This is a genomic window from Microcystis wesenbergii FACHB-1317 (assembly GCF_014696875.1).
Taxonomy (GTDB): Bacteria; Cyanobacteriota; Cyanobacteriia; order Cyanobacteriales; family Microcystaceae; genus Microcystis; species Microcystis wesenbergii_A.
The window spans coordinates 1-20,891 of record NZ_JACJQV010000165.1 but is presented as its reverse complement, the minus strand read 5'-3'; the positions used below and the strand labels follow the sequence as shown (position 1 = coordinate 20,891).

Genomic DNA, 20,891 nt, shown 5'->3' with positions numbered 1-20,891 from the left:
ATCTGTAAGAACTCATGTTTGTTCTTGTGGGTGTGTCTTGGATAGAGACGAAAACGCCGCTATAAACATTCTCGCACGGGCAAATACTGTCGGGCGGACAGAAATTCAAGCCCGACTACAGACTACCCACTGTCTATTAGGTGAAAGCTTAGTAGATAAGGTAACTGGATGAACAGGGAATCCCGAAGCGCTTAGTGCCATGGGAGCGTCAATATCCTATCTCGATCCGCTTCCCCTTGGGCGAGGAGAATTTTTAGAATCTCTTTCGATTTTGCGACCGATCCCCTTGTTAATCTAATACGATAAAAAGACTCTCTTTGGCCAAAAAGTCGAGCTTTTGGCCAGCAGATCGGAATTATGGGGGCAAAGTTCCTCAAAACCTATCCTTGATTCCTACAATCCCTGTACCCTATCAATACCAGAACATGATTTTATCTTTTTTGCAGACAAATAAAATTTCTGATGATAATACGCCTTGGTGGCTGAAAATTACCTCCCTTTATCCCCACTGTATCTACTATTTTGGTCCCTTTGCCTCCTTTGAGGAAGCACAAGAGCATCAGGGGGGTTATCTCCAAGATCTAGAGTCCGAAGGAGCGCAAGGAATCAGTCTTTCGATCGAGCGGAGTAATCCCCATTATTTGACCGTTTTTGACGATGGAAATCAGCATCTAGCTAAAACTTTCGCTTCCCATGCTCGAACCTTTTCTCGCTTTATTTCTTAAGTCTCCCTGTCCTCTTTGTCAACGGCAGAGCGAGCGAGAGCTTTGCCGTGATTGTGGGCGACAATTACAGTCCTATCGTCAGAATAACCCGCTTTTTCTCTGGCACGGTTCTATTCCCCTGTTTATCTGGGGACGGTATGAAGGTAAATTAAAACAGGCGATCGCTAAAATGAAATACGATCGCCATCCCGCTCTCGGCTCTTTGCTAGGCAGTTGCATGGGGGAAACTTGGCTCCTTCGTCCTCCCCTCACCGATAAACGTTTGACGGTGATTCCTATCCCTCTCCACCCAGAAAGGTTAAGGGAAAGGGGTTTTAATCAAGCAGAAGTCATTGGCGAGGGTTTTTGTCGTTTAACCGGTTATCCTCTGGCTAGTCGCGGATTAATTCGGATTAAGAACACGGCAGCTTTATTTAGTATGGCAGCCGAGGAAAGGAAAAAGACGATGCAAGCGGCTTTTCAATTGGGGAAAAATTTACCGAAATCAGTGCCGATTCTCTTAATTGACGATATTTATACCACAGGAACCACGATCGAGGAAGCTGTGCAGGTTTTACGCACAGAGGGATATCGGGTAGTCGGTGCGATCGCTCTTGCCAGTTCCAAAATTAGCTAAAATGCCCAGAGGAATTGGTCTAGGCATTTTAGAGTTAGATTAAATTAAGTGCGTTTGATCTTGTCGTATTGACTGATGAAAATCAAACCGATAGTGGCAGGGATCAGGACGATAACCGCACCTAAAACAAGGCTCCAGAGAAAGTTAGCTAAAGAGGGTGTCATGATAGATAAATCCTTTGTCATATTTTCAAAGACTTAGTTTTTTATCTTATCACCTTGGGCGAGAAGACCCCCAGTTCCACGGCCAGATAAATGCGATCGCAGGTTTTATATGTCTTCAATCCCTCAAGATAAAGTCTCCCTTGACTTCTCAAGGGGATAGGGATGTTTGACAATAGGTGATAGTTACAAAACTTTAAACTAGATTGGCAAAGATTTTTATGGCTACTGACGATCGCAAACGGCGCATTCTCGATCATCTCTCCAGAAGTACCAGTGGTGCTGACTATATTCCCAAAAAACCGCTGCCAATTGTGGAAACTCCTCCGGTAGCAGCGGAACCCGTGGCAGCGCCGCCGCCGGTAACTCCTTCACCGGAATTAACTGCTAAAGAGCGCAAAAGAAAGATAATGTCCCATCTTTCCATGAGTAGCGAAGATTTTGGCGAAATTACTAGCACTACCCCCGAAGAAAAGCGCAAACGCCAAATTAATGACCATCTACGCCAAAGCCAAGGATAAATAGTAAGGAGTGAGAATTAGCAACTAGGCATCTTCTAGACTGTTCTCACTCCCTCATTTTCTGCTGTCGATGGCAATAATGACAGTTGTTGCAAATCAGTTCCTCGCTCTGGCAAGAAGGGAATGTTAAAGTTAGTGATGATCGCTTCGGTGATCGGATGACGTAATTTTTCTGTGGAACCCACATGATAAAAATGCTGTTTAGTATAGATATAAAACTGATCAGCACTCCAATTTTTTTTAATTAAAGGATTGCTTCTAAACTGATTACTGTGCCAAGTGGACAAAATAAACCGACAAGAAATATCCTTTAAAATAGTCACCAAACAATCTTCATCCTCTTCAGACCAAGAGTTAAAATAATCGACGTGTCTCCCTAAATAAGGAGGATCGAGATAGATCAAGTCTGTTTTTTGCCAATCAGATAAAGTCTCTCGAAAGTCAGCAACTTGAAAATTATAATCAGTTTTAATAAGAATATTTTCTAGGGCAATAACTTGATTGACTATTTTGGTAATATATGCTTGAGAAAATCGCTCTGATTTATGACAGTAAGGTACGTTAAACTGTCCCTTCCGATTGAATCTCATCACGCCATTAAAACAGGAGCGATTCAGAAATAAAAAATCTAGAGAATTAGGAGATTGATTAAATCTTTCTCGTACTTGATAATAATAACTTTCTCCCTGCTCCTTAAGAGCTTGACCATTTTCTTGCAAAAAAAGCTTCACAGTTTTACTGGTAATAACTTGATTTTTGAGATTATTATAAAACTGTATAATATGAGTATTTGTATCCGCAAGTAAAGCCTTTTTCGGATTAATATTAAAAGCCACCACTCCCGATCCAGAAAAAGGTTCTATCCAACGCCCAAAGCTCAGATCAGACACAATATTTTTAACATCTTTTACCAATTTAGTTTTAATTCCTTGACACTTAATCGGTGGCACAAGTGGCGTTAACTTCACTAAACACTCTCCTCATTAACAGTAATTTCTATTCACAGCAAACTTAGCTCCTGTTGGCTCGTGAATAAAGGTCAAATCAGGGTAAAAATTTTGTTGAGATAAGTAGTCGTGCAAAATTAATTTCCTAGTCGAGACTCCGAGACTCCGAGACTCCGAGACTCCGAGACAGGAGACGGGATACAGCTATTAGGGATCGGATTTGAGTTTTCAGGATGGGTTACGCTACCGCTAACCCATCCTACAAATAATTGTGCCTCCCTACTTACTTTTAGGCAGTTTAAATTCAGTACAGCTGCTCGCAGAAACCATGAGACTCTTGCTAGAACAAATGAACTAAAAAATCTGGCTCTTCTAGGTTCTGTGTGATCTCGCGTAGCGAGCGCGTTGCGACCAGTTTAACTTACTATAGAAGCGATCAATCTTTGTGTCCTTTGTGTCCTTTGTGTCTTTGTGGTTCGTTCCACCCCCCCCGCTAGGAAGAATGTATCTTAGAATACATTTTACCCACCAAACCCAAGAGAGCCAAAATCTCTCGTCACCATTCTTGTCAGAATTATGAGAATTACGTTACATTTAGTTAAGATTTAATTGGCTGCGGGGATTAATCTCGAAAAAATAACGTAAAATCCTTGACAAAAACAGCTAAATGAGTTAAGCAAAAATCTTTATCCTAGAACCACTAAACAAACATGAAACTATCCTGGAAAACGATTTTACTGTGGACATTGCCCGCCCTTGTGGTCGGTTTTTTCCTCTGGCAAGGCACTTTTGCCACCGCCACCAGTAATATCGGCAATAACACCGCCAGTACCCGCATGACCTACGGACGCTTTCTAGAATACCTAGACAGTGGTAGGGTTGTTAGCGTCGATCTCTACGAAGGAGGCCGAACCGCGATCGTACAGGCCCTAGATCCAGAACTAGAAAACCGAGTACAACGCCTACGGGTCGATTTACCAGCCAATTCCCCCGATTTAATCGCCCGTTTACGCGATTCTAAAATTAGTTTCGATGCTCACCCGATGCGGAATGACGGCGCTTGGTGGGGATTCCTCGGTAATCTACTTTTCCCCTTTTTGCTGATTGCCGCTCTCTTTTTCCTGTTCCGCCGTTCTAATAATATGCCAGGCGGCCCCGGTCAAGCGATGAGTTTTGGTAAATCAAAAGCCCGTTTCCAGATGGAAGCAAAAACCGGCATCACCTTTGATGATGTGGCGGGAATTGACGAAGCGAAGGAAGAATTACAGGAAGTCGTCACTTTCCTCAAACAACCGGAGAAATTTACCGCCGTCGGTGCCAAAATCCCCAAAGGAGTCCTTTTAGTTGGTCCTCCGGGTACGGGTAAAACCCTGTTGGCTAAAGCGATCGCCGGTGAAGCGGGTGTACCTTTCTTCAGCATTTCCGGTTCGGAATTTGTGGAAATGTTTGTCGGTGTCGGTGCTTCTCGCGTGCGCGATTTGTTCAAAAAAGCCAAGGAAAATGCTCCCTGTTTAATCTTTATCGATGAAATTGACGCAGTAGGTCGTCAACGGGGTGCCGGTATCGGTGGTGGTAACGATGAACGGGAACAAACCCTAAATCAATTATTGACAGAAATGGACGGTTTCGAGGGGAATACGGGAATTATCATCATTGCCGCCACTAACCGCCCCGATGTTCTCGATTCCGCTCTCATGCGTCCGGGCCGTTTTGATCGCCAAGTAACCGTGGATGCACCCGATTTTAAAGGTCGTTTAGAGATTTTAGACGTTCACGCCCGCAATAAAAAGCTGGCTAACGACGTTTCCATCGAAGCGATCGCCCGTCGCACTCCGGGGTTCAGTGGCGCAGATTTAGCCAATTTACTGAACGAAGCGGCAATTTTAACCGCCCGTCGTCGCAAAGATGCCATTACCCTCCTGGAGATAGATGACGCGGTAGATCGCGTTATCGCGGGTATGGAAGGTACTCCTTTAGTCGATAGCAAGAGCAAGCGCTTAATCGCTTACCATGAAGTAGGCCATGCGATCGTGGGTACGCTCTTAAAAGATCACGATCCCGTCCAGAAAGTGACTCTGATTCCCCGGGGACAGGCCCAGGGTTTAACTTGGTTCACTCCCAACGAAGAACAGGGTTTAACCACGAAAGCGCAGTTAATGGCCCGGATTTCCGGTGCTTTAGGTGGTCGGGCAGCCGAGGAAGAAATCTTCGGCTATGATGAGGTGACTACCGGTGCCGGTGGCGATTTACAGCAGGTTTCTGATATGGCCCGCCAGATGGTGACTCGTTTCGGGATGAGCGATTTGGGTCCTTTGTCCCTAGAAAGTCAAGGGGGTGAAGTGTTCCTCGGTGGCGGTTTGATGACTCGCTCCGAGTATTCTGAGAAGGTCGCTACTCGCATTGATGATCAGGTGCGATCGATCGTGGAACACTGTCATGAAATTTCTCGGCAAATTGTCCGCGATCATCGCGAAGTGATCGATCGAGTGGTGGAGCTGCTGATCGAAAAAGAAACAATCGATGGGGAAGAATTCCGGCAAATTGTGGCTGAATACGCCTACGTTCCCGAAAAAGAACAGTTCGTACCACAGTTATAGGTTGATTAGAATAAATAGGCGATCGGGTGGGTTAAAGCTCACCCGATTTTTTTATGCTAGTTAGGGTTTGCTGAATAAATGTGAAATGTAGGCAAGGTAAGAGTTTTGTGGCTTTTTTCGCGAAACAGGTGCAAGATTTTGAGAGAATCGTCGTTCAAAACCTTGCGTCTTCATCGGCCCGCGTCCTGTAGGGGCGAAGCATTCGGACAATCACCTATCGGTGAAACCGTAGATTTTCTAACCGAATGCTTCGCCCGTACTTTTTGCCGCAAACCCTAGTTAAGGGTTCAAAAACGGCAAAAATAAAGATTAAATGGCGTAAAATCTGTAAATAGACGATTTAATTGCTTATTATTCATTCTTAATTCTCCTGACTACTGACTACTGGCTACTGACTCCTAACCCCACCAACAAACTTTTTGCCGCAAACCCTAGTCATCATCATCGTCATCGTCTTTATTCTGGTCATTATCATCGTCTTTTTGCCGCTTTTCCCCGTCTTTATCGCTATCTTCGTCTTTTTGCGGCGATTCCACCGTGGTAGGGACGTTTTTCGGTTCTTCGGCTTCTTTTCCTCCCTGACAAGCACCTAAAACCGTAGTCAAGGTTAACAGAATCAGCAAAACTAAGGATTTGATTTTCATAGTCTTTCTCCCCACTCGATCGATAAATATAACAATTTTAAGACTTTTGGGCGGTGGATAGCTTGGCTAATGCCAAGAAAGTGCATTCCCAGACTAAACGGGGTTGAACGTAGGCTAACAGCTGCCGGCGGGTTTTTTCCAAGATTTCTAAAATCGATCGCTCTCGTCGTCGTTGCCAATCCTCATACTGAAGATAACTCACATACCATAATTGGGTTTCCGTGTCAAGAGTTTGAGCGATAATTTTGGCTAATTCCAGTGCTTGGGAGAGTTTTAGGGGAAACTTGCTGAAAGATCGCGGTAAATCTTGGGGGAGACTGTCGAGAAACTCTAAAGCGGCGATCGCTTCTCCTGGGCTACCTTGAGCTAAACCGAGAATTGCCGGATAATTGAGAACGCGAGCGTGTCCGTTAGAGCGCAGGACTTGAGCGAGATTTTCTTCCGAAAGACGCTGAAAAGGGATATGTTGACAGCGAGAAACGAGAGTAGGTAGTAAAGAGGAGGGACTAGGAGCAATTAGGATTAAAGTTGCTTTTCCCGGTTCCTCAAGGGTTTTTAAGAGCGCATTTGCCGCCGATTCCGTCATGGTGTCTGCTTCCTCGATTACCACCACAGAGCGGGCCGATTCCAGGGGAGGACGACTTAAAAAGTTAGTAATCTCGCGAATTTGTTCGATGCGGATTTGCGGGGGAGCTTTGCGCTTGAGATTGCTTTCCTGTGCTTCTTTTGCGGTGAGCAGTTTGCCTTGGTGTTGATAAGTGGGTTCAATCCAGAGTAAATCGGGATGATTGCCACCGAGAAAGCGTTTCAGGATTAATTCCCTTGTTTCCGGAGATCGATCTCTAGTTAACAAGTCTTGACAGAAACATTTTGCTGCTAGATTGCGTCCAATCCCCTTAGCGCCGGCGAATAAGTAAGCGGGAGCGATCGAATTGATTTCAAGCGCTCTTTGTAGTAGTTCAATGGCCTGATTTTGACCGATTAACCTTGACCAATTTATCATCTTTTCCCTGCCATGGCTCGCTATTCCTGTTCCTATTTTGTCGGGATTTCTCCTCATCAGACCGGGTTTTTATACGATGATATATTAAGTTTGGGTGAATTTGAAATCATCAAGCGCCGGCCTGATGTCTTGCTTTTATCGGAAGTTCCTAACGATGCTCTCTTTCCCCAGTTAGTGAAAGTGGAATTATTTATTCATCCTCCCACTAGCTCGGAGCTTCAGATTGATTTATTGGTAAAAAATCATGAATTGCCCCTGAGAACTAATAATCGTTGTCGGCAATTTTTTCAATCTATTCACCAGATTATTACCAACAATTATCAAGGTCAATCCCTGACCAGAATTACTGCTTAACCCGATTCGTTGCTGTCTTCGTCAGCTGACGAAGACTTGGGGAAAAAATACCACCTTATCACCGTGATTTCACTGGGGTGCTAACTTTTCCTTCAGATATAAGTAGGGAGGCACAATTATTTGTAGGATGGGTTAGCGGTAGCGTAACATAATCGGGCGTTGGGTTTCATGCTTCAACCCAACCTACGTTCTTTTCCTTCAGATATACTCATGCTGCGCTCTCCCCAGTGAATATTACCGCTCGGTTAAGAGAACTTGGGTTCTGTCTTTATCATCTTCGACGATGAAAAAATGATCTTCTTGGCGCTTGATAGATTGATCGAGAAAAAATCGGTAATTGCTTTAGTTTTTGCCTTCCTTTGTCGATTTGAGCGGGGGAAATTGACGACGTAAAAGCAAGGAATTACTCACTACCATAACCGAACTAAAAGCCATCAAAGCTGCTGCTAGGGCCGGACTGAAAGCTAGACCCCAACGGGGCAGTAATAAGCCACCGGCAATGGGAATAGCAAAGGTATTATAACCCAAAGCCCAAAAAAGATTTTGTCGGATTTTTTGCCATGTGGCCAAACTTAAATGCAGAGATTGCACCACATCCTCCAGGCGATCGCTAATTAAAACGATCCCGGCTGTTTCCATGGCCACTTCCGTGCCACCGGCCAGAGCAATACCGATGTTAGCCTGTCCTAGGGCGGGAGCATCATTGATACCATCCCCGACCATAGCCACGATTTTGCCCTCTTTTGTCTGTAGGTCGGCAATTAAGGCCGATTTTTCGGCGGGAGCAACTTGGGCATAAAATTGACTAATACCCAAACTATTAGCGATCGCTGTCACCACTTCTTGGCGATCACCACTGAGTAAAATCACCTCTAAACCGAGTTTTTGCAACTGATTAACGGTTGTTTGAGCATCAGGACGTAATCGATCCTGAAAAGCGATCGCGCCGAGTAATTGTTCTTCCATCCCCAGATAAATCACCGTTTTACCCGCTTGTAAAAGCTCTTGAATACTGGGGATGGTTTCATCGATTTTAATGCCGTTCTGTGCCAACCATTGCCGATTTCCTAGAACAATTTTCGACCCCTGCACCCTTGCAGAAACTCCCAATCCGGCCACAGTTTGAAAATCTTCCCCCGTCAGATTAGTAGGGGGAGTAACTGCGTCTAAAATCGCCCGAGCAAGAGGATGATTAGTACCACTCTCCACTACTGCCGCTAATTGTTGAATTTCCAGGGGATTAAGCTCAGAAAAACTCAAACAATCGGTAATTTCCGGATGACCTTGGCTAAGGGTTCCCGTTTTGTCAAAAACCACCGTTTGCAGTTGCGAGACGGTTTCCAAAACATCGCCCCCTTTAATTAAAATACCCCGTTCGGCTGCTAAACTGGTTCCCACCAGTAGGGCCGTTGGTGTGGCTAAACCGAGAGCGCAGGGACAAGCGACCACAAGCACAGAAATCGCTAATTTTAGGGACAAAAGTAGGGGAGAAGTGGGTTGAATCATCTCGTGGTGTCCTGTGGTTGACCCTAACACCTCTGGAAAGAGCCTAGTTCCCCAAAAATACCAAAAGAGCAGCACAATTAGGGCAATTATCATGACTCCGTAGGCAAAATAACCCGCTACCCGGTCCGCTATCTTCTGTACCGGGGCCTTGCGAGTTTGGGCTGATTCCACGGCTGCGATAATCTTAGCTAGGGTGGTATCGGTCCCCACCTGACGAGTTTGTACGGCGATCGCACCAGAGAGATTGAAACTGCCGGCAATGACTAAATCTCCCATTTCCTTAACCACCGGCAGCGATTCCCCCGTTAATAAAGCTTCATCTACCGTGGTTCTTCCCTGAATAATCTCCCCATCCACGGGAATTTTTTCCCCGGGTAAGACGCGCACCCATTCCCCGACGCGCAGCTGTTCCACCGGAATCGCCACGCCCACACGGTCATCTGTACTACCAATCAGGTGAGCCACTGCCGGTTGTAGGGAGGTAAGCGCTTCTAAGTCTGCGGCTGCGCGATGACGGGAATGCGCTTCTAGAGTCCGTCCGAGGAGAATAAAACCTAACAGCATGACCGGTTCATCGAAAAAGCACTCTAGACCGAGATTAGGGAAGATAAGAGCCAAACAACTGGCTATATAGGCGCTACCTGTGCCTAAACTAACGAGAGTGTTCATATTTGGCATCCCGTGCCGTAATCCCCGCCAACCATCGATGAAAATATCGCGGCCGGGGAATAAAATGGCTAGGGTGGCTAAAGTCCAGTGAAAAGCAATACTTTGAAGGATGGGGATTTCTGGTCCCCCGATGTGGTGTAAGTGACCAATCAGGGAAAAAACCAGTAAACAACAAGCGATCGCTAATCGGTATAATTGTTGTTGCCGTTCTTTTTGTTGGTTTTGCAGCCGTTGATTTTGTTGAGAAAGGGGAGTCGATGAGCTGCGCGGTTGGGTGGGGAATCCAATCGCGGTTAATTTTGCGGCTAACTGCTCTGGTGCGATCGCATCTGGTTGGTATTCAATCACGGCAATTTCCGTGATTAGATTAACTTGGGCCGATTTTACCCCTTGATTTTGGCTGAGTTGTCTTTCTACGGCACTCACACAGCCAGCGCATTTCATGCCTTTTACGTCTAGAGTAGCGGTTTTTAGTCCAGTTTCGGCGGCTAGGATCATAGAAAAGGTAGGCAAGGATGGTCTTTACTTCTATCCTAGAAATTCTCGGCCGATTTTTAAACTATTTTGGCGATCTCTTCCTGAGCCATTCTCGATCGGCAATACTATCAGAAGAGACTTGCCGCTCATTGTCAGTGGTTGCCGCATAATTACGAATCATGCCGATTGGTGGCGCTCAATTAGGGGGGGCAGTGCGATGCCGAAGGCACTGCGTAGCAGTACGCTATCGCTGTAGGGTGCGTTCCCTAATACAAGTCCTAAGTGGGTGGGTGGAATTAAATATTGGGACTTAGACAAAAAACAAATCGAGAAAAGCCTCAACCCCAATCCCTGCTTGGGATTTACTTCGAGAAGCCCAAAATCGCTGAAACCCAGATAGATCAAGGAAAATCATAAATCGAGGTTAACCCTTTGTCCCGTAATGGTTTGAGCCTTTTTTGCTGCCCGAAAATGCCTAAGTCCCAATATAAGATGAACGTAGGTTGGGTTGAAGCATGAAACCCAACGCTAAGATAACTGCTATAGTTGGCATCCAGCTTTTTGTAAAGAAATTTAAATTTCACGCATAGTTAAGCCTCTTCAGCCTAAATAAACGAATAGAAACAGTTTTATTGTTCAGAAGCAAATCCAACACCTGTACTCAGGAAAAATCATGAACGCTAACTTCAAAACCAAACTGCTGCTCAAAATCGCCAACAAGAAGGCTAACAAAGGTTTCACCCTAATTGAACTCTTAGTCAATACTATTATTGTCGGCATTCTCGCAATCAGCGCCGTTTCTTTCCTAGGACAGATTTTTTTGGGCAGGAGTTTTGCCGAAAATCAACTGAGAGACCATGTTAATTCCGTTCTTAGAGAAGACCTAAAAGGAGCGAACTGTCAGGCAATAGATAGCGACAGTAACGGCTATGTCTCTTGCGACTATACGGTTGTTTCCCGACCTCAAGAGACTCGCCCGATTGAATGTGCCGCTTGGGGATGGTATGGCTTGATCAATCGCGGATGCCGCACTCGCTTTCCCAATTTCCCTAATCGCTAAGTTTTGGTGAGATGTAAAGGTGCGATTCGTTTCTAGATCTGGTAGGGTGCGTTAATGAAATGTAACGCACCTTATCTAATGTTCAAAATTCGTGCGTTACGCTGACGCTAACACACCCTACTGGACTGACACAGCTAAAATAGGGCAATAGATAAGCTCAACTGAGGACATCAATCATGGGAAGATGTAGGCGAGATAAAGTTCATCTGACAGTCGCACAACGAGAAAACTTTGAACAAATCAGTGCGATGCCGAAGGCACTGCCTAGCAGATCGCCGATCTGGTAGGGTGCGTTAATGAAATGTAACGCACCTTATCTAATGTTCAAAATTCGTGCGTTATGCTGACGCTAACACACCCTACTGGACTGTTTCAGTGCGATCTGGTAGGGTGCGTTAATGAAATGTAACGCACCTTATCTAATGTTCAAAATTCGTGCGTTACGCTAACGCTAACACAGGCTACAGCGATTGTTTCAGTGCGATCTTGTAGGGTGCGTTAATGAAATGTAACGCACCAATCTCCCCGTAAACTCTCAAAATAAAGCTCAAATGCTGTAAGATGAGAGATAGAAAAATTTTATTAAAGTGATGTGAGTGAAACCGTCTATATTGAAACCAGTATTTTAGGCTATCTTACTGCTCGACCCAGCAGAGATATTATTGTGGCGGCTAATATTGAGGTGACGAGGGAGTGGTGGGATACTCGCCGCAGTGACTTCCAATTATATTCGTCTCAGGCAGTCGTGAGAGAAACTTCCCAAGGCGATGATGCGATCGCATCTCAACGACTAGAAATTCTTAGCAATCTATTTTTACTCGACTTGAACCAATCTGTGCTGGATTTAGCAGAGCAATTTTTGGAACGCAGCAACCTTCCCGCAAAAGCTGATGTTGATGCTGTTCATATCGCCGCCGCAACCGTTCACGGCATGGATTATTTGCTGACATGGAATTGTAAGCACATTGCCAACGCTCAAATTCAGGGAAAGTTGGCAGAGATCAGCCTTGATTTTGGATATGAGTTACCGATTCTTTGTACACCCTATGAACTTCTCGGAGGTTGATTATGTTTCAGGATGAGATTGTGGAAGAGATCCACAGAATTCGTGAAGAGTACTCTCGGTCATTCAATCATGACTTGAAAGCCATCTTTGCTGATTTGCAAAAGCAACAAGCTGAAAGTGGCAGAGAAGTTGTAACTTTATCTCGAAAACACGGTCTAACAAAACGTTGGAGCGGACGAGCGAGAGATATTGATAGTGGTGCAAAGGATATTAGCCGCCGCTCAACTTAGCCGTTAGGTCGCTGGGCTATCAGTTATGGCACAAACCCAAAACCGCTTGCCGGATGTTAACGCACTGTAGCTTGAGCATAGTTGGGAAATCAATATGTATAAAAGTATACAAATTTTACCTTTGGAGCGTGATTTGTTCAGATAAACGAGTTTCGGAATCAGTGCGATGCCGAAGGCACTGCCTAGCAGATCGCCGCTCTGGTAGGGTGCGTTAATGAAATGTAACGCACCTTATCTAATGTTCAAAATTCGTGCGTTACGCTAACGCTAACACACCCTACTGGACTGTTTCAGCCCTAGGGTGCGTTCCCTAATGCGGGATTTTTGGGAACGCACCATGCACATTGATTGAAGCTGTGAGGTTAGGTGCGATGCCGAAGGCACGGCCTAGCAGTACGCCGGTGGGGTGCGTTAATGAAATGTAAAGCATCTTTTTCTGTGGCATGATCAGTTCGACAACCGACAATCTACCTTCCGTGCCAACGAACAACTCTGAAATACAAAACCAAGCAAGAAGCGTCTTGGATGCAATTGCTTTTACTCCCTTTGAGCAATGCCAACCCTTGAGCCGGGATTTTAGCAACATTCCTGATTGTCCTGGCATTTACGCAGTCAGGCATAGATATCAGGGATTGCTTTACATTGGTAAAACCAAAAGTTTACGGGGTCGTTTTAAAGGTGGACACAAAGCTTTTTTGTGGGCTTGGCTGGATCAATACAACAGCGAAGATGTACGCATAGCAGTGCAGACAATACCTTACTCGAAAAACCCTGCGCTACTATTAGAACTAGAGGCGATCATTTTGAGGGCGACTGAGCCACCGTATAATGTTCAAATTCCTATGGAGTCCTAACCCATGCAAGCGAAACTTTCAGAGCAAATCTCGTCCACTGATGCAGAAATTATTTTAAGACGCTTACCAGACTGGATTCAGGATGCTTTGATTGCTCGCGCTACTGAAATTGATTATCCCGTTGAAGCGATTATTGAGATGGCGATCGCTAGTTTTTTAGACACAGAAGCATTAAGTTTTGCCGACTGTAAGCCAGGGCGAGGTCAATAAGTGCAGTCGCCGTAGCTGTAAGGTGCGTTCCCTAATGCGGGATTTTTGGGGAACGCAGCCTGCACATTGATGGAAGTCGTTAGACCGCTTCAATTTTAGGGTAATAGTTGCTAAAGTTCGCTAACTTCACTGGTGAACCCACCTAGGGAGAGGTTTTTGATCGCTAAAAAATTCTTTCCTCTCCATAAAGACAATAAAATCTCTATTTTGGAAGCATAAAGATGCTTCAGGCAAATTTAAAGGGACACTGAAGCAGTAAAGAGCAATTTTTTCCAGTTTTTTCAGTAAATCAAGCTATTAATGGCTTGATTTCTTTGCATCTAACCCAAACAGTATATTTTCTTCTTCGATGTATTGAAAATGTTTTTTATTTCGTATAGAATACAATTTCAGAGAAAATACCTAGCAATCTCCCATAAATAAACAAAGGAGCCGATGACATCGTGATCCCTGATCCTAGATCCCCAAAACCGAAAACCCTCTTACCCTTTATTTCTCTAGCTACGGCTGCCGTCGTCACAACGGGAATCGGACTAGCTTCTAGTCCCCTATCGGCATCGAGTAATCTGCTGGCAAGTCCGGATAAACAGCAAGCTAAACAACAAACCGTGGAAATCACCCTAGTTTCCTACGCTGTGACTCAATCGGCCTACTCAAAAATCATTCCTCTATTCGTCAACAAATGGAAAAGAGAGAAAAAACAGGATGTGGTGATTAAACAGAGCTATGGCGGCTCTGGTTCCCAAACCCGCGCTATTATCGACGGATTAGATGCAGATGTGGTAAATTTGGCTATCGGTTCCGACGTGGAACGCCTGCAAAAAGCGGGTTTAGTTAACCCCGGTTGGCAGAAAGAATTACCCAACAATGCCATCGCCACTCGTTCCGTGGTAGCTTTAGTTACTCGTCAGGGCAATCCCAAAGGAATCCGCAACTGGCCAGATCTAGCCAAATCGGGGATTAAAGTCATTACTGCCAACCCGAAAACCTCTGGGGTAGCCCGGTGGAATTTTCTGGCCCTGTGGGGATCGGTAACTCGGACCGGCGGCAGTGAAGCACAAGCGACCAATTTCGTCCGCAATGTCTATAAAAACGTGCCTGTACTACCCAAAGATGCCCGGGAAGCCAGCGATGTCTTCTTTAAACAGGATCAGGGGGATGTGCTGCTTAACTACGAAAACGAGGTGATTCTGGCCCGTCAAAAAGGAGAAACCGGATTTTCCTATACTATTCCTTCGGTCAATGTTTCGATCGATCCACCGGTGGCCGTAGTGGATAAAATAGTTGATAAACGCAAAACCCGGGAAGTAGCGACAGCTTTTGCCCAATTTCTCTTTACTCCGGAAGCGCAGCGGGAATTCGCCAAGGTGGGTTTCCGTCCCGTTAATGCTAATGTGGCTAAAGAGTTTAGTAAACAATATCCAAAAGTGTCGAATCTGTTCCCCTATACTGCGGTTGGTAGCTGGGATGCGATCCAGAAAAAATTCTTCGCTGATGGGGCGATTTTTGACCAAATCCAGCGTTAATTAGCAGTAGGCCGTCAGCCGTCAGCTAGATAGCAGAAATAGTTGATTGCTGATGGCAAAAAAACAAAACTGATAGTTATACTAAATCCGTTGAGTAACGCACAGAAAACGGGTTTCTCCGAGAAACCCATTTTCTACTCATGCACTCATGCAAAAAGGGGAATAAATAATCAGTCTTTAATAACCAGATTTAGGATCAGAATATTTTCTTGTTTGGCGGTGTAACTTGTGGCATCGGTACTGACTACTGACTACTGGCTACTGACTCCTAACCCTAACAACAATTTTTGATTTTTACAATAGGCCTATTTTAAACACCTCTTGCGCCACTCGATCGCAACTGCCTACTGTTCCTAAACCGGCCTTGGTTTCTGCGTATTCATCTAACATTTTTTGGCGACGTTGCTGATTTAATAATAAATCTAGACATTCCTGCATAATTCTCTCTGGGTTAGCTTCCTCTTGTAATAATTCGGGAACAATTTCTCGCATTAAAACTAAATTTACCGGTGAGACAAATGGTACAGAAAACTTCATAATATTGCGGGCAATCCAAGCAGTAACTGCACTTAAACGGTAAACCACCACCTGCGGCACATTTAATAAAGCAATTTCGAGATTAACTGTACCAGACTTAGCCACAGCCAGATCGGCCGCAGCAATCGCTTCTAAAGTCTGATCTCGTTCCATAATCACCGCATTTAATCCATATTCCGCCACTAATTCTCGCATTTTGGGTTCGTATAAAGCTAGAGGAACGGGAATTAAAAACTTAATATCGGGAATTTTTTCCTGTAATTTTTGGGCAGCAGCGCACACCGTCGGCACGAGATATTTAAACTCCTGTTGACGGGAAGCAGGTAACAAAGCGATCACTGTTTCTTCGGGTTTTATTGCCCATTTTTGCCGCATTTCTTGGCGATTGGGAGCATTAGCCATACGATCAACTAAAGGATGTCCCACCCAAGTTACTGGTAAACCTTTTGTTTCAAAAAAACGAGCTTCGGCAGGAAAAATTGCCAATAATTTATCGGTGACGGCGATTAATTTTTCCGTATTAAATAACTTTTCTGCTGTGGCTCTGAGTTTAGCTGAGGGGATATTTTCTTCCGACCAAATCCACACCTGTGGGGCAATATAATAAATAATTGGGACATCGGGAATAATTTTTTTAGCCGACTGACCGATCGCCACATTTGCCCCCACATAATCAATTAAAATAATGATATCAGGGGGATTATCTCTAAAAAACTCTTTTGCTCGTTTTTGTAGTTGTAAAGTTGGCCAAATAAAGGGGATAGATTCAATTAATCCCATGGCAGCCAGTCGAGTGGTTTTACCCAACATTTTTGCTCCGGCTAACTCCATGCGATCGCCACCTAGGGCAAAAATTTCTAACTCAATTTCCTGAATTTTAGCTAGTTTAAAAAGGGATTCAATCAGCATGGCTGCCTGTAAATCACCCGATACCTCACCCGTACTAATAAATATACGCATTTGGATAATTATTTGATAATAAAAGAATTCAGGATTCAGGAGTCAGGATTCAGGATTCAGGAGACAGGAGACAGGATTCAGGATTCAGGAGATTATTTTTATTTATTCTTCCCAACTTCCCCACTTCCCCATCACCCTACACCCCACACCCCACACCCCACACCCCACTTCCCCACTTCCCCACTTCCCACACCCTGTTCCTCAATAAAAAAATTATTTCCCCGGAATTAAACCGCGACGTTTTTCTCCGGTGGTAGAGGATTGTAAAAATTGACAGAGATGTTGAACATGGGGGTTATCGGTTAAGAGAGAAACTTGTTCTAAAGCCTCCTGAAGATTTATATTAGAACGATAGATAATCCGAAAAGCTTTTTTGAGTAAAGCTAAATCTTCATCGGTAAAACCGGCCCTTTGTAAACCGACTAAATTAAGAGTTCGCACCCGACAGGGATTGCCTTCCACTAAAGTAAAAGGGGGAACATCGCGATCAATACGACTCATTCCTCCTAACATGGCCATTTTGCCAATATGAACAAATTGATGTACTCCTAAAACCCCCCCGATAACTGCTTTTGATTCGATCTGGACATGACCAGCCAAGGCGACACTATTAGCGATAATAATGTTATCTTGCAAAATACAATTATGGGCAACGTGAACATAGGCCATTAATAAATTATTATTGCCAATTTGGGTAACTTCTCCCGTATCTGTGGCACGATTAATCGTGACAAACTCGCGAATTTGGTTATGATCACCAATTTCTACGCTACTTTCGCCCCCTTTATACTTTAAATCCTGTGGTTCATTACCAATAACAGCCCCAGAAAAAATATGATTACCCTTGCCAATTTTAGTCGGACCCTCAATGACCACATGGGCATCAATAATTGTATCAGCTTCAATTTCCACATTGGCCCCGATCACAGCATAGGGGCCAACTTTAACCTTTGGATCAAGTTTTGCCGACGGATGGATAACCGCAGTGGGGTGAATTAACGTATTCAAGGGGAAGTCTCCCGCGCTCAACTTCGTCACTGTATGAATCATGGTATAGCTTATCCTATATTGGACAGATTGTGATCAAGATTGATAGCGGTTGCTTAGGGAGGGGACGACTTTAATGGGGAACCAGAACCCGATAAACTATTAACCAGATTCTCTTGGTTCCTTCGTCCCTCCCATCCTGATAAAAAATATATGAGCAATAATAGACCTAAAATTATAGTCTTAGATGATGACCCGACAGGTTCCCAAACAGTCCATAGTTGTCTGTTATTGATGCGGTGGGATGAAGATACTCTCCGCTTGGGATTGGCAGATAATGCGCCAATTTTCTTTGTTTTGACCAATACTCGCGCTTTAACCCCCGAAAAAGCCGAGTCTGTCACCAGAGAAGTCTGTCATAACCTGAAAACTGCCTTAACTAAAGAGGGAATCGAGGATTTTTTGGTGGTTAGTCGTTCCGATTCTACCCTGCGCGGGCATTATCCGATCGAAACTGATGTTATTGCCGAAGAATTGGGCGGTTTTGATGCTCATTTCCTGATTCCAGCCTTTTTTGAGGGGGGCAGAATCACTCGCGATAGTATTCACTATTTAATCATCGATGGTGTTCCCACTCCCGTCCACGAGACGGAATTCGCTCGCGATTCGGTTTTTGCCTACCATTACAGTTATCTGCCGGATTATGTGGAGGAGAAAACGAAAGGTAAAATTAAAGCAGATGATGTAGAGAGATTTTTACTGGCAGATATCCGTCAAGGTAGTTTAGAACGACTGCAAAAGCTCAAAAATAATCAATGTGGGGTGGTAGATGGGGAAACTCAAGCGGATCTCGATCGCTTTGCTGAAGATATTTTAACCGCCGCAGGGGAGGGAAAAAAATTTTTATTCCGTAGTGCCGCCAGTATTTTAACTTCTTTGGCTAATTTAGGAACTCAACCGATCGCACCCGAATCTATGGGTAAGTATAAGCCCACGGGGGAAGCCGGGGCAATTATCGTCGGTTCCCACGTCAAAAAAACTAGCCAACAATTAGATGAACTGCTTCAACAACCCAACACCGTCGGAGTTGAAATCGATGTGACGGCATTGCGCGATCGTCCTGAGCAACGAGAGCAACTCCTAGCACAAGCTCTGGAAAAAGTCAAGCTTATTCACAAAAATAAACAAACCCCCGTGATCTATACCAGTCGGCAAGAGTTAACCTTTGCTTCTGTGCAGAAACGTCTTGATTTTGGGGTTGCCGTCTCCACCCTGTTAATGGACATTGTTAAGGGTTTACCCGGTGATATCAGTTTTTTAATCAGTAAAGGCGGAATTACCTCGAATGATGTCTTAAGTACGGGTTTAAGCCTGCAATCGGCCCGTTTACTCGGTCAGATTCTCCCCGGTGTCTCCATGGTCCGTACAGCAGCCGATCATCCCCTCTTTCCTAATTTACCTGTGGTTCTTTTCCCGGGTAACGTTGGTGATGTCCAAGCTTTAGCCACAGTTTATCAACGTTTGTGCCAATAACCGATTTGCTATCAAGGAGGGATCGAGAAAGCGGATTTTGTTGCTCTTCACTATCCCTTCAACCCTGATTATTGGCGGAAATTCTGCCAACCGGCATAACGAGCGGCTGCACCTAATTCCTCCTCGATGCGGAGTAACTGATTATATTTGGCCAGACGTTCACCACCACAGGGAGCGCCAGTTTTTAATTGAGCTGCCGAGGTCGCAACGGAAAGATCGGCGATAAAATCATCGGGAGTTTCCCCAGAACGATGGCTAATATAGACAGTATAACCGCCAGAACGAGCGATTTTAATCGCTTCTAGGGTTTCCGTGACGCTGCCGATCTGATTGACTTTAATTAAAGAGGCATTGGCAACACCTCGATCGATCGCTTCCCGAATAATTTTCGGATTGGTACAGAAAATATCGTCTCCTACCAGTTGAATGCGATCGCCTAATCGTTTGGTCAATTCTTGCCAACCCTGCCAATCTTTTTCACCTAAACCATCTTCGAGGGAAACAATTGGGTATTGATTCAGCCAACTTTCCCACATATCGATCATTTCCTCGCAAGATTTCCGACTTTGATCGGATTTGAAAAATTCGTAGTAACCGCCATCACGCCAAAGTTCGCTAGTGGCAGGATCCAGAGCGATGGCAAAATCTTCTCCCGGTTTGTAACCGGCTTTTTCAATTCCAGCCAAAATTAACTCTACCGCCTCCACGTTAGCCTTTAAACTAGGGGCAAAACCCCCCTCATCACCGACACCGGTATAGTAACCTTTTTGTTTTAAAATCGATTTGAGAACGTGGTAGACTTCCGCCCCCATGCGTAAAGCTTCCCTAAAACTGGGCGCACCGACGGGAACTAATTTATACTCCTGAAAATCAACGGTGTTATCGGCATGAACACCGCCGTTAAGGATATTAAAACAGGGAGTTGGCAAGAGATTCGCTTCCTCACCGCCCAAATAACGATATAGAGGCATATTTTCAGAAGCAGCCGCTGCCCGAGCCACTGCCATAGACACTCCCAAAATGGCATTGGCTCCCAAATTTTTCTTATTGGCTGTACCATCGAGTTCTAACATGGTTTGATCGATCGCTGTTTGTTGGCTGGCTTCGGCTCCTTGCAGGGCATTGGCGATCGCTCCCTTGACGTGGGCTACTGCTTTTAACACTCCTTTGCCACCGTAGCGTTTATCATCACCATCTCGCAACTCCCAAGCTTCATTAATCCCCGTAGATGCCCCCGAAGGCACGGCGGCTCTGCCTTTGCTACCATCATCTAAGATTACATCCACTTCCACTGTGGGATTACCGCGGGAGTCAAGAATTTCTCTGGCAGTAATCGAGGCAATTTTAGCCATGTTTTTATTCCTTATCTAGGTGGTTTCATCTCAATTATTAAGCTAAAACGCACTTAAACCACCTAAAATAGAAATAGTAACTTGAGAAAAATCCTACTTATGCCAGCCAAAGATTTCCTAGACTTAGAAGAAAAGAAAAACTTACAAAAAGCTCTTAAAGAAGAAGAAAGAGCAGAGGTTAGGGAAAGAATTTTAATGTTTCTCTTGCTAAACGACGGAAAAACTCAACGAGAAATAGCTGAGTTTATTGGCTGTTCACTCAAAACGGTCGCCCCTTGGTGTGTTCACGGCGATCCTAACAATTTAGAAAGTCTAGAAGATGGGAGAAAAAATGGAAATCATAAAAAAGCCACAGA

The 20,891-nt window shown here is 44.7% G+C and carries 23 protein-coding genes; 14 read left to right on the top strand and 9 right to left on the bottom strand.

The window, feature by feature from the left end:
- From H6F92_RS15035 to H6F92_RS15025, 3 genes are all read left to right on the top strand, one after another.
- Positions 1-172, top strand: a 172-nt coding sequence (locus H6F92_RS15035; RefSeq protein ID WP_190358557.1) for a zinc ribbon domain-containing protein, incomplete at its 5' end; no start/stop codon positions are given.
- A 253-nt stretch (positions 173-425) separates the two neighbouring features.
- On the top strand, positions 426-725 hold the full coding sequence (locus tag H6F92_RS15030; RefSeq protein WP_024970844.1) for a DUF1816 domain-containing protein: 300 nt from the start codon (positions 426-428) through the stop codon (positions 723-725).
- The gene (locus H6F92_RS15025; protein ID WP_190358556.1) at positions 694-1,341 is read left to right on the top strand and encodes a ComF family protein; all 648 of its coding nucleotides are present in this window, start codon (positions 694-696) and stop codon (positions 1,339-1,341) included. Before H6F92_RS15030 ends, H6F92_RS15025 begins: the two co-directional genes overlap by 32 nt.
- A gap of 44 nt (positions 1,342-1,385) precedes the next feature.
- On the opposite strand, the gene psbX is transcribed toward H6F92_RS15025, so the two are convergent.
- Positions 1,386-1,505 (bottom strand): photosystem II reaction center X protein, encoded by a 120-nt coding sequence (gene psbX, locus H6F92_RS15020; protein WP_002733679.1) that lies wholly within the window; start codon positions 1,503-1,505, stop codon positions 1,386-1,388.
- Between the two features lie 218 nt (positions 1,506-1,723).
- On the opposite strand from psbX, the gene H6F92_RS15015 reads away from it, so the two are divergent.
- Positions 1,724-2,023, top strand: a complete 300-nt coding sequence (locus H6F92_RS15015; protein WP_190358555.1) for a hypothetical protein — start codon at positions 1,724-1,726, stop codon at positions 2,021-2,023.
- Between the two features lie 35 nt (positions 2,024-2,058).
- On the opposite strand, the gene H6F92_RS15010 is transcribed toward H6F92_RS15015, so the two are convergent.
- Positions 2,059-2,991 (bottom strand): DNA adenine methylase, encoded by a 933-nt coding sequence (locus tag H6F92_RS15010; protein ID WP_190358554.1) that lies wholly within the window; start codon positions 2,989-2,991, stop codon positions 2,059-2,061.
- A 689-nt stretch (positions 2,992-3,680) separates the two neighbouring features.
- Here H6F92_RS15010 and ftsH2 point away from each other — a divergent pair.
- Complete coding sequence (ftsH2, locus tag H6F92_RS15005) at positions 3,681-5,567, top strand: ATP-dependent zinc metalloprotease FtsH2 (protein WP_190358553.1); 1,887 nt, start codon at positions 3,681-3,683, stop codon at positions 5,565-5,567.
- Positions 5,568-5,998: 431 nt separating this feature from the next.
- Here the strand turns inward: ftsH2 and H6F92_RS15000 are convergent, their stop codons facing one another.
- Entirely contained in the window at positions 5,999-6,211 is a 213-nt protein-coding gene (locus tag H6F92_RS15000) for a neurohypophysial hormones like protein (RefSeq protein ID WP_190358552.1), read from the bottom strand.
- A 37-nt stretch (positions 6,212-6,248) separates the two neighbouring features.
- Complete coding sequence (holB, locus tag H6F92_RS14995; protein ID WP_190358551.1) at positions 6,249-7,214, bottom strand: DNA polymerase III subunit delta'; 966 nt, start codon at positions 7,212-7,214, stop codon at positions 6,249-6,251.
- 12 nt (positions 7,215-7,226) lie between these two features.
- On the opposite strand from holB, the gene H6F92_RS14990 reads away from it, so the two are divergent.
- Positions 7,227-7,568 carry a hypothetical protein gene (locus H6F92_RS14990; RefSeq protein WP_008195905.1) on the top strand — a complete coding sequence of 114 codons (342 nt, stop codon included), beginning with the start codon at positions 7,227-7,229 and terminating at the stop codon, positions 7,566-7,568.
- Positions 7,569-7,910: 342 nt separating this feature from the next.
- Here H6F92_RS14990 and H6F92_RS14985 read toward each other — a convergent pair whose 3' ends face one another.
- Complete coding sequence (locus H6F92_RS14985; protein ID WP_190358550.1) at positions 7,911-10,241, bottom strand: heavy metal translocating P-type ATPase; 2,331 nt, start codon at positions 10,239-10,241, stop codon at positions 7,911-7,913.
- A gap of 652 nt (positions 10,242-10,893) precedes the next feature.
- On the opposite strand from H6F92_RS14985, the gene H6F92_RS14980 reads away from it, so the two are divergent.
- The 3 genes from H6F92_RS14980 (at position 10,894) to H6F92_RS14970 (ending at position 12,576) form a co-directional block, all read left to right on the top strand.
- Positions 10,894-11,280 carry a type II secretion system protein gene (locus tag H6F92_RS14980; protein WP_190358549.1) on the top strand — a complete coding sequence of 129 codons (387 nt, stop codon included), beginning with the start codon at positions 10,894-10,896 and terminating at the stop codon, positions 11,278-11,280.
- A gap of 592 nt (positions 11,281-11,872) precedes the next feature.
- Positions 11,873-12,346 (top strand): type II toxin-antitoxin system VapC family toxin, encoded by a 474-nt coding sequence (locus H6F92_RS14975; protein WP_190358548.1) that lies wholly within the window; start codon positions 11,873-11,875, stop codon positions 12,344-12,346.
- Between the two features lie 2 nt (positions 12,347-12,348).
- Complete coding sequence (locus H6F92_RS14970) at positions 12,349-12,576, top strand: hypothetical protein (RefSeq protein WP_158198449.1); 228 nt, start codon at positions 12,349-12,351, stop codon at positions 12,574-12,576.
- A 310-nt stretch (positions 12,577-12,886) separates the two neighbouring features.
- Here the strand turns inward: H6F92_RS14970 and H6F92_RS14965 are convergent, their stop codons facing one another.
- Positions 12,887-13,162 carry a hypothetical protein gene (locus H6F92_RS14965; protein WP_190358558.1) on the bottom strand — a complete coding sequence of 92 codons (276 nt, stop codon included), beginning with the start codon at positions 13,160-13,162 and terminating at the stop codon, positions 12,887-12,889.
- Here H6F92_RS14965 and H6F92_RS14960 point away from each other — a divergent pair.
- The 3 genes from H6F92_RS14960 (at position 13,053) to H6F92_RS14950 (ending at position 15,166) form a co-directional block, all read left to right on the top strand.
- Entirely contained in the window at positions 13,053-13,430 is a 378-nt protein-coding gene (locus tag H6F92_RS14960) for a GIY-YIG nuclease family protein (RefSeq protein ID WP_190358547.1), read from the top strand. The two genes, H6F92_RS14965 and H6F92_RS14960, sit on opposite strands and share 110 nt — an antisense overlap.
- Positions 13,431-13,433: 3 nt before the next feature.
- Entirely contained in the window at positions 13,434-13,640 is a 207-nt protein-coding gene (locus H6F92_RS14955) for a hypothetical protein (RefSeq protein ID WP_147070942.1), read from the top strand.
- Positions 13,641-14,083: 443 nt separating this feature from the next.
- Positions 14,084-15,166: a sulfate ABC transporter substrate-binding protein gene (locus H6F92_RS14950; protein WP_190358546.1), complete on the top strand. Its 1,083-nt coding sequence runs from the start codon at positions 14,084-14,086 to the stop codon at positions 15,164-15,166.
- Positions 15,167-15,460: 294 nt separating this feature from the next.
- Here the strand turns inward: H6F92_RS14950 and lpxB are convergent, their stop codons facing one another.
- Positions 15,461-16,663 (bottom strand): lipid-A-disaccharide synthase, encoded by a 1,203-nt coding sequence (gene lpxB, locus H6F92_RS14945; RefSeq protein ID WP_190358545.1) that lies wholly within the window; start codon positions 16,661-16,663, stop codon positions 15,461-15,463.
- A gap of 213 nt (positions 16,664-16,876) precedes the next feature.
- Positions 16,877-17,713, bottom strand: a complete 837-nt coding sequence (gene lpxA / locus H6F92_RS14940; RefSeq protein ID WP_002764806.1) for an acyl-ACP--UDP-N-acetylglucosamine O-acyltransferase — start codon at positions 17,711-17,713, stop codon at positions 16,877-16,879.
- A 150-nt stretch (positions 17,714-17,863) separates the two neighbouring features.
- Between lpxA and H6F92_RS14935 the strand changes: the two genes are divergently transcribed.
- Positions 17,864-19,183: a four-carbon acid sugar kinase family protein gene (locus tag H6F92_RS14935; RefSeq protein ID WP_190358544.1), complete on the top strand. Its 1,320-nt coding sequence runs from the start codon at positions 17,864-17,866 to the stop codon at positions 19,181-19,183.
- 68 nt (positions 19,184-19,251) lie between these two features.
- On the opposite strand, the gene eno is transcribed toward H6F92_RS14935, so the two are convergent.
- The gene (gene eno / locus H6F92_RS14930) at positions 19,252-20,550 is read right to left on the bottom strand and encodes a phosphopyruvate hydratase (RefSeq protein ID WP_479684626.1); all 1,299 of its coding nucleotides are present in this window, start codon (positions 20,548-20,550) and stop codon (positions 19,252-19,254) included.
- An 84-nt stretch (positions 20,551-20,634) separates the two neighbouring features.
- Between eno and H6F92_RS14925 the strand changes: the two genes are divergently transcribed.
- Positions 20,635-20,891 (top strand): helix-turn-helix domain-containing protein (locus tag H6F92_RS14925; protein ID WP_190356818.1); only part of this gene is annotated, 257 nt, incomplete at its 3' end.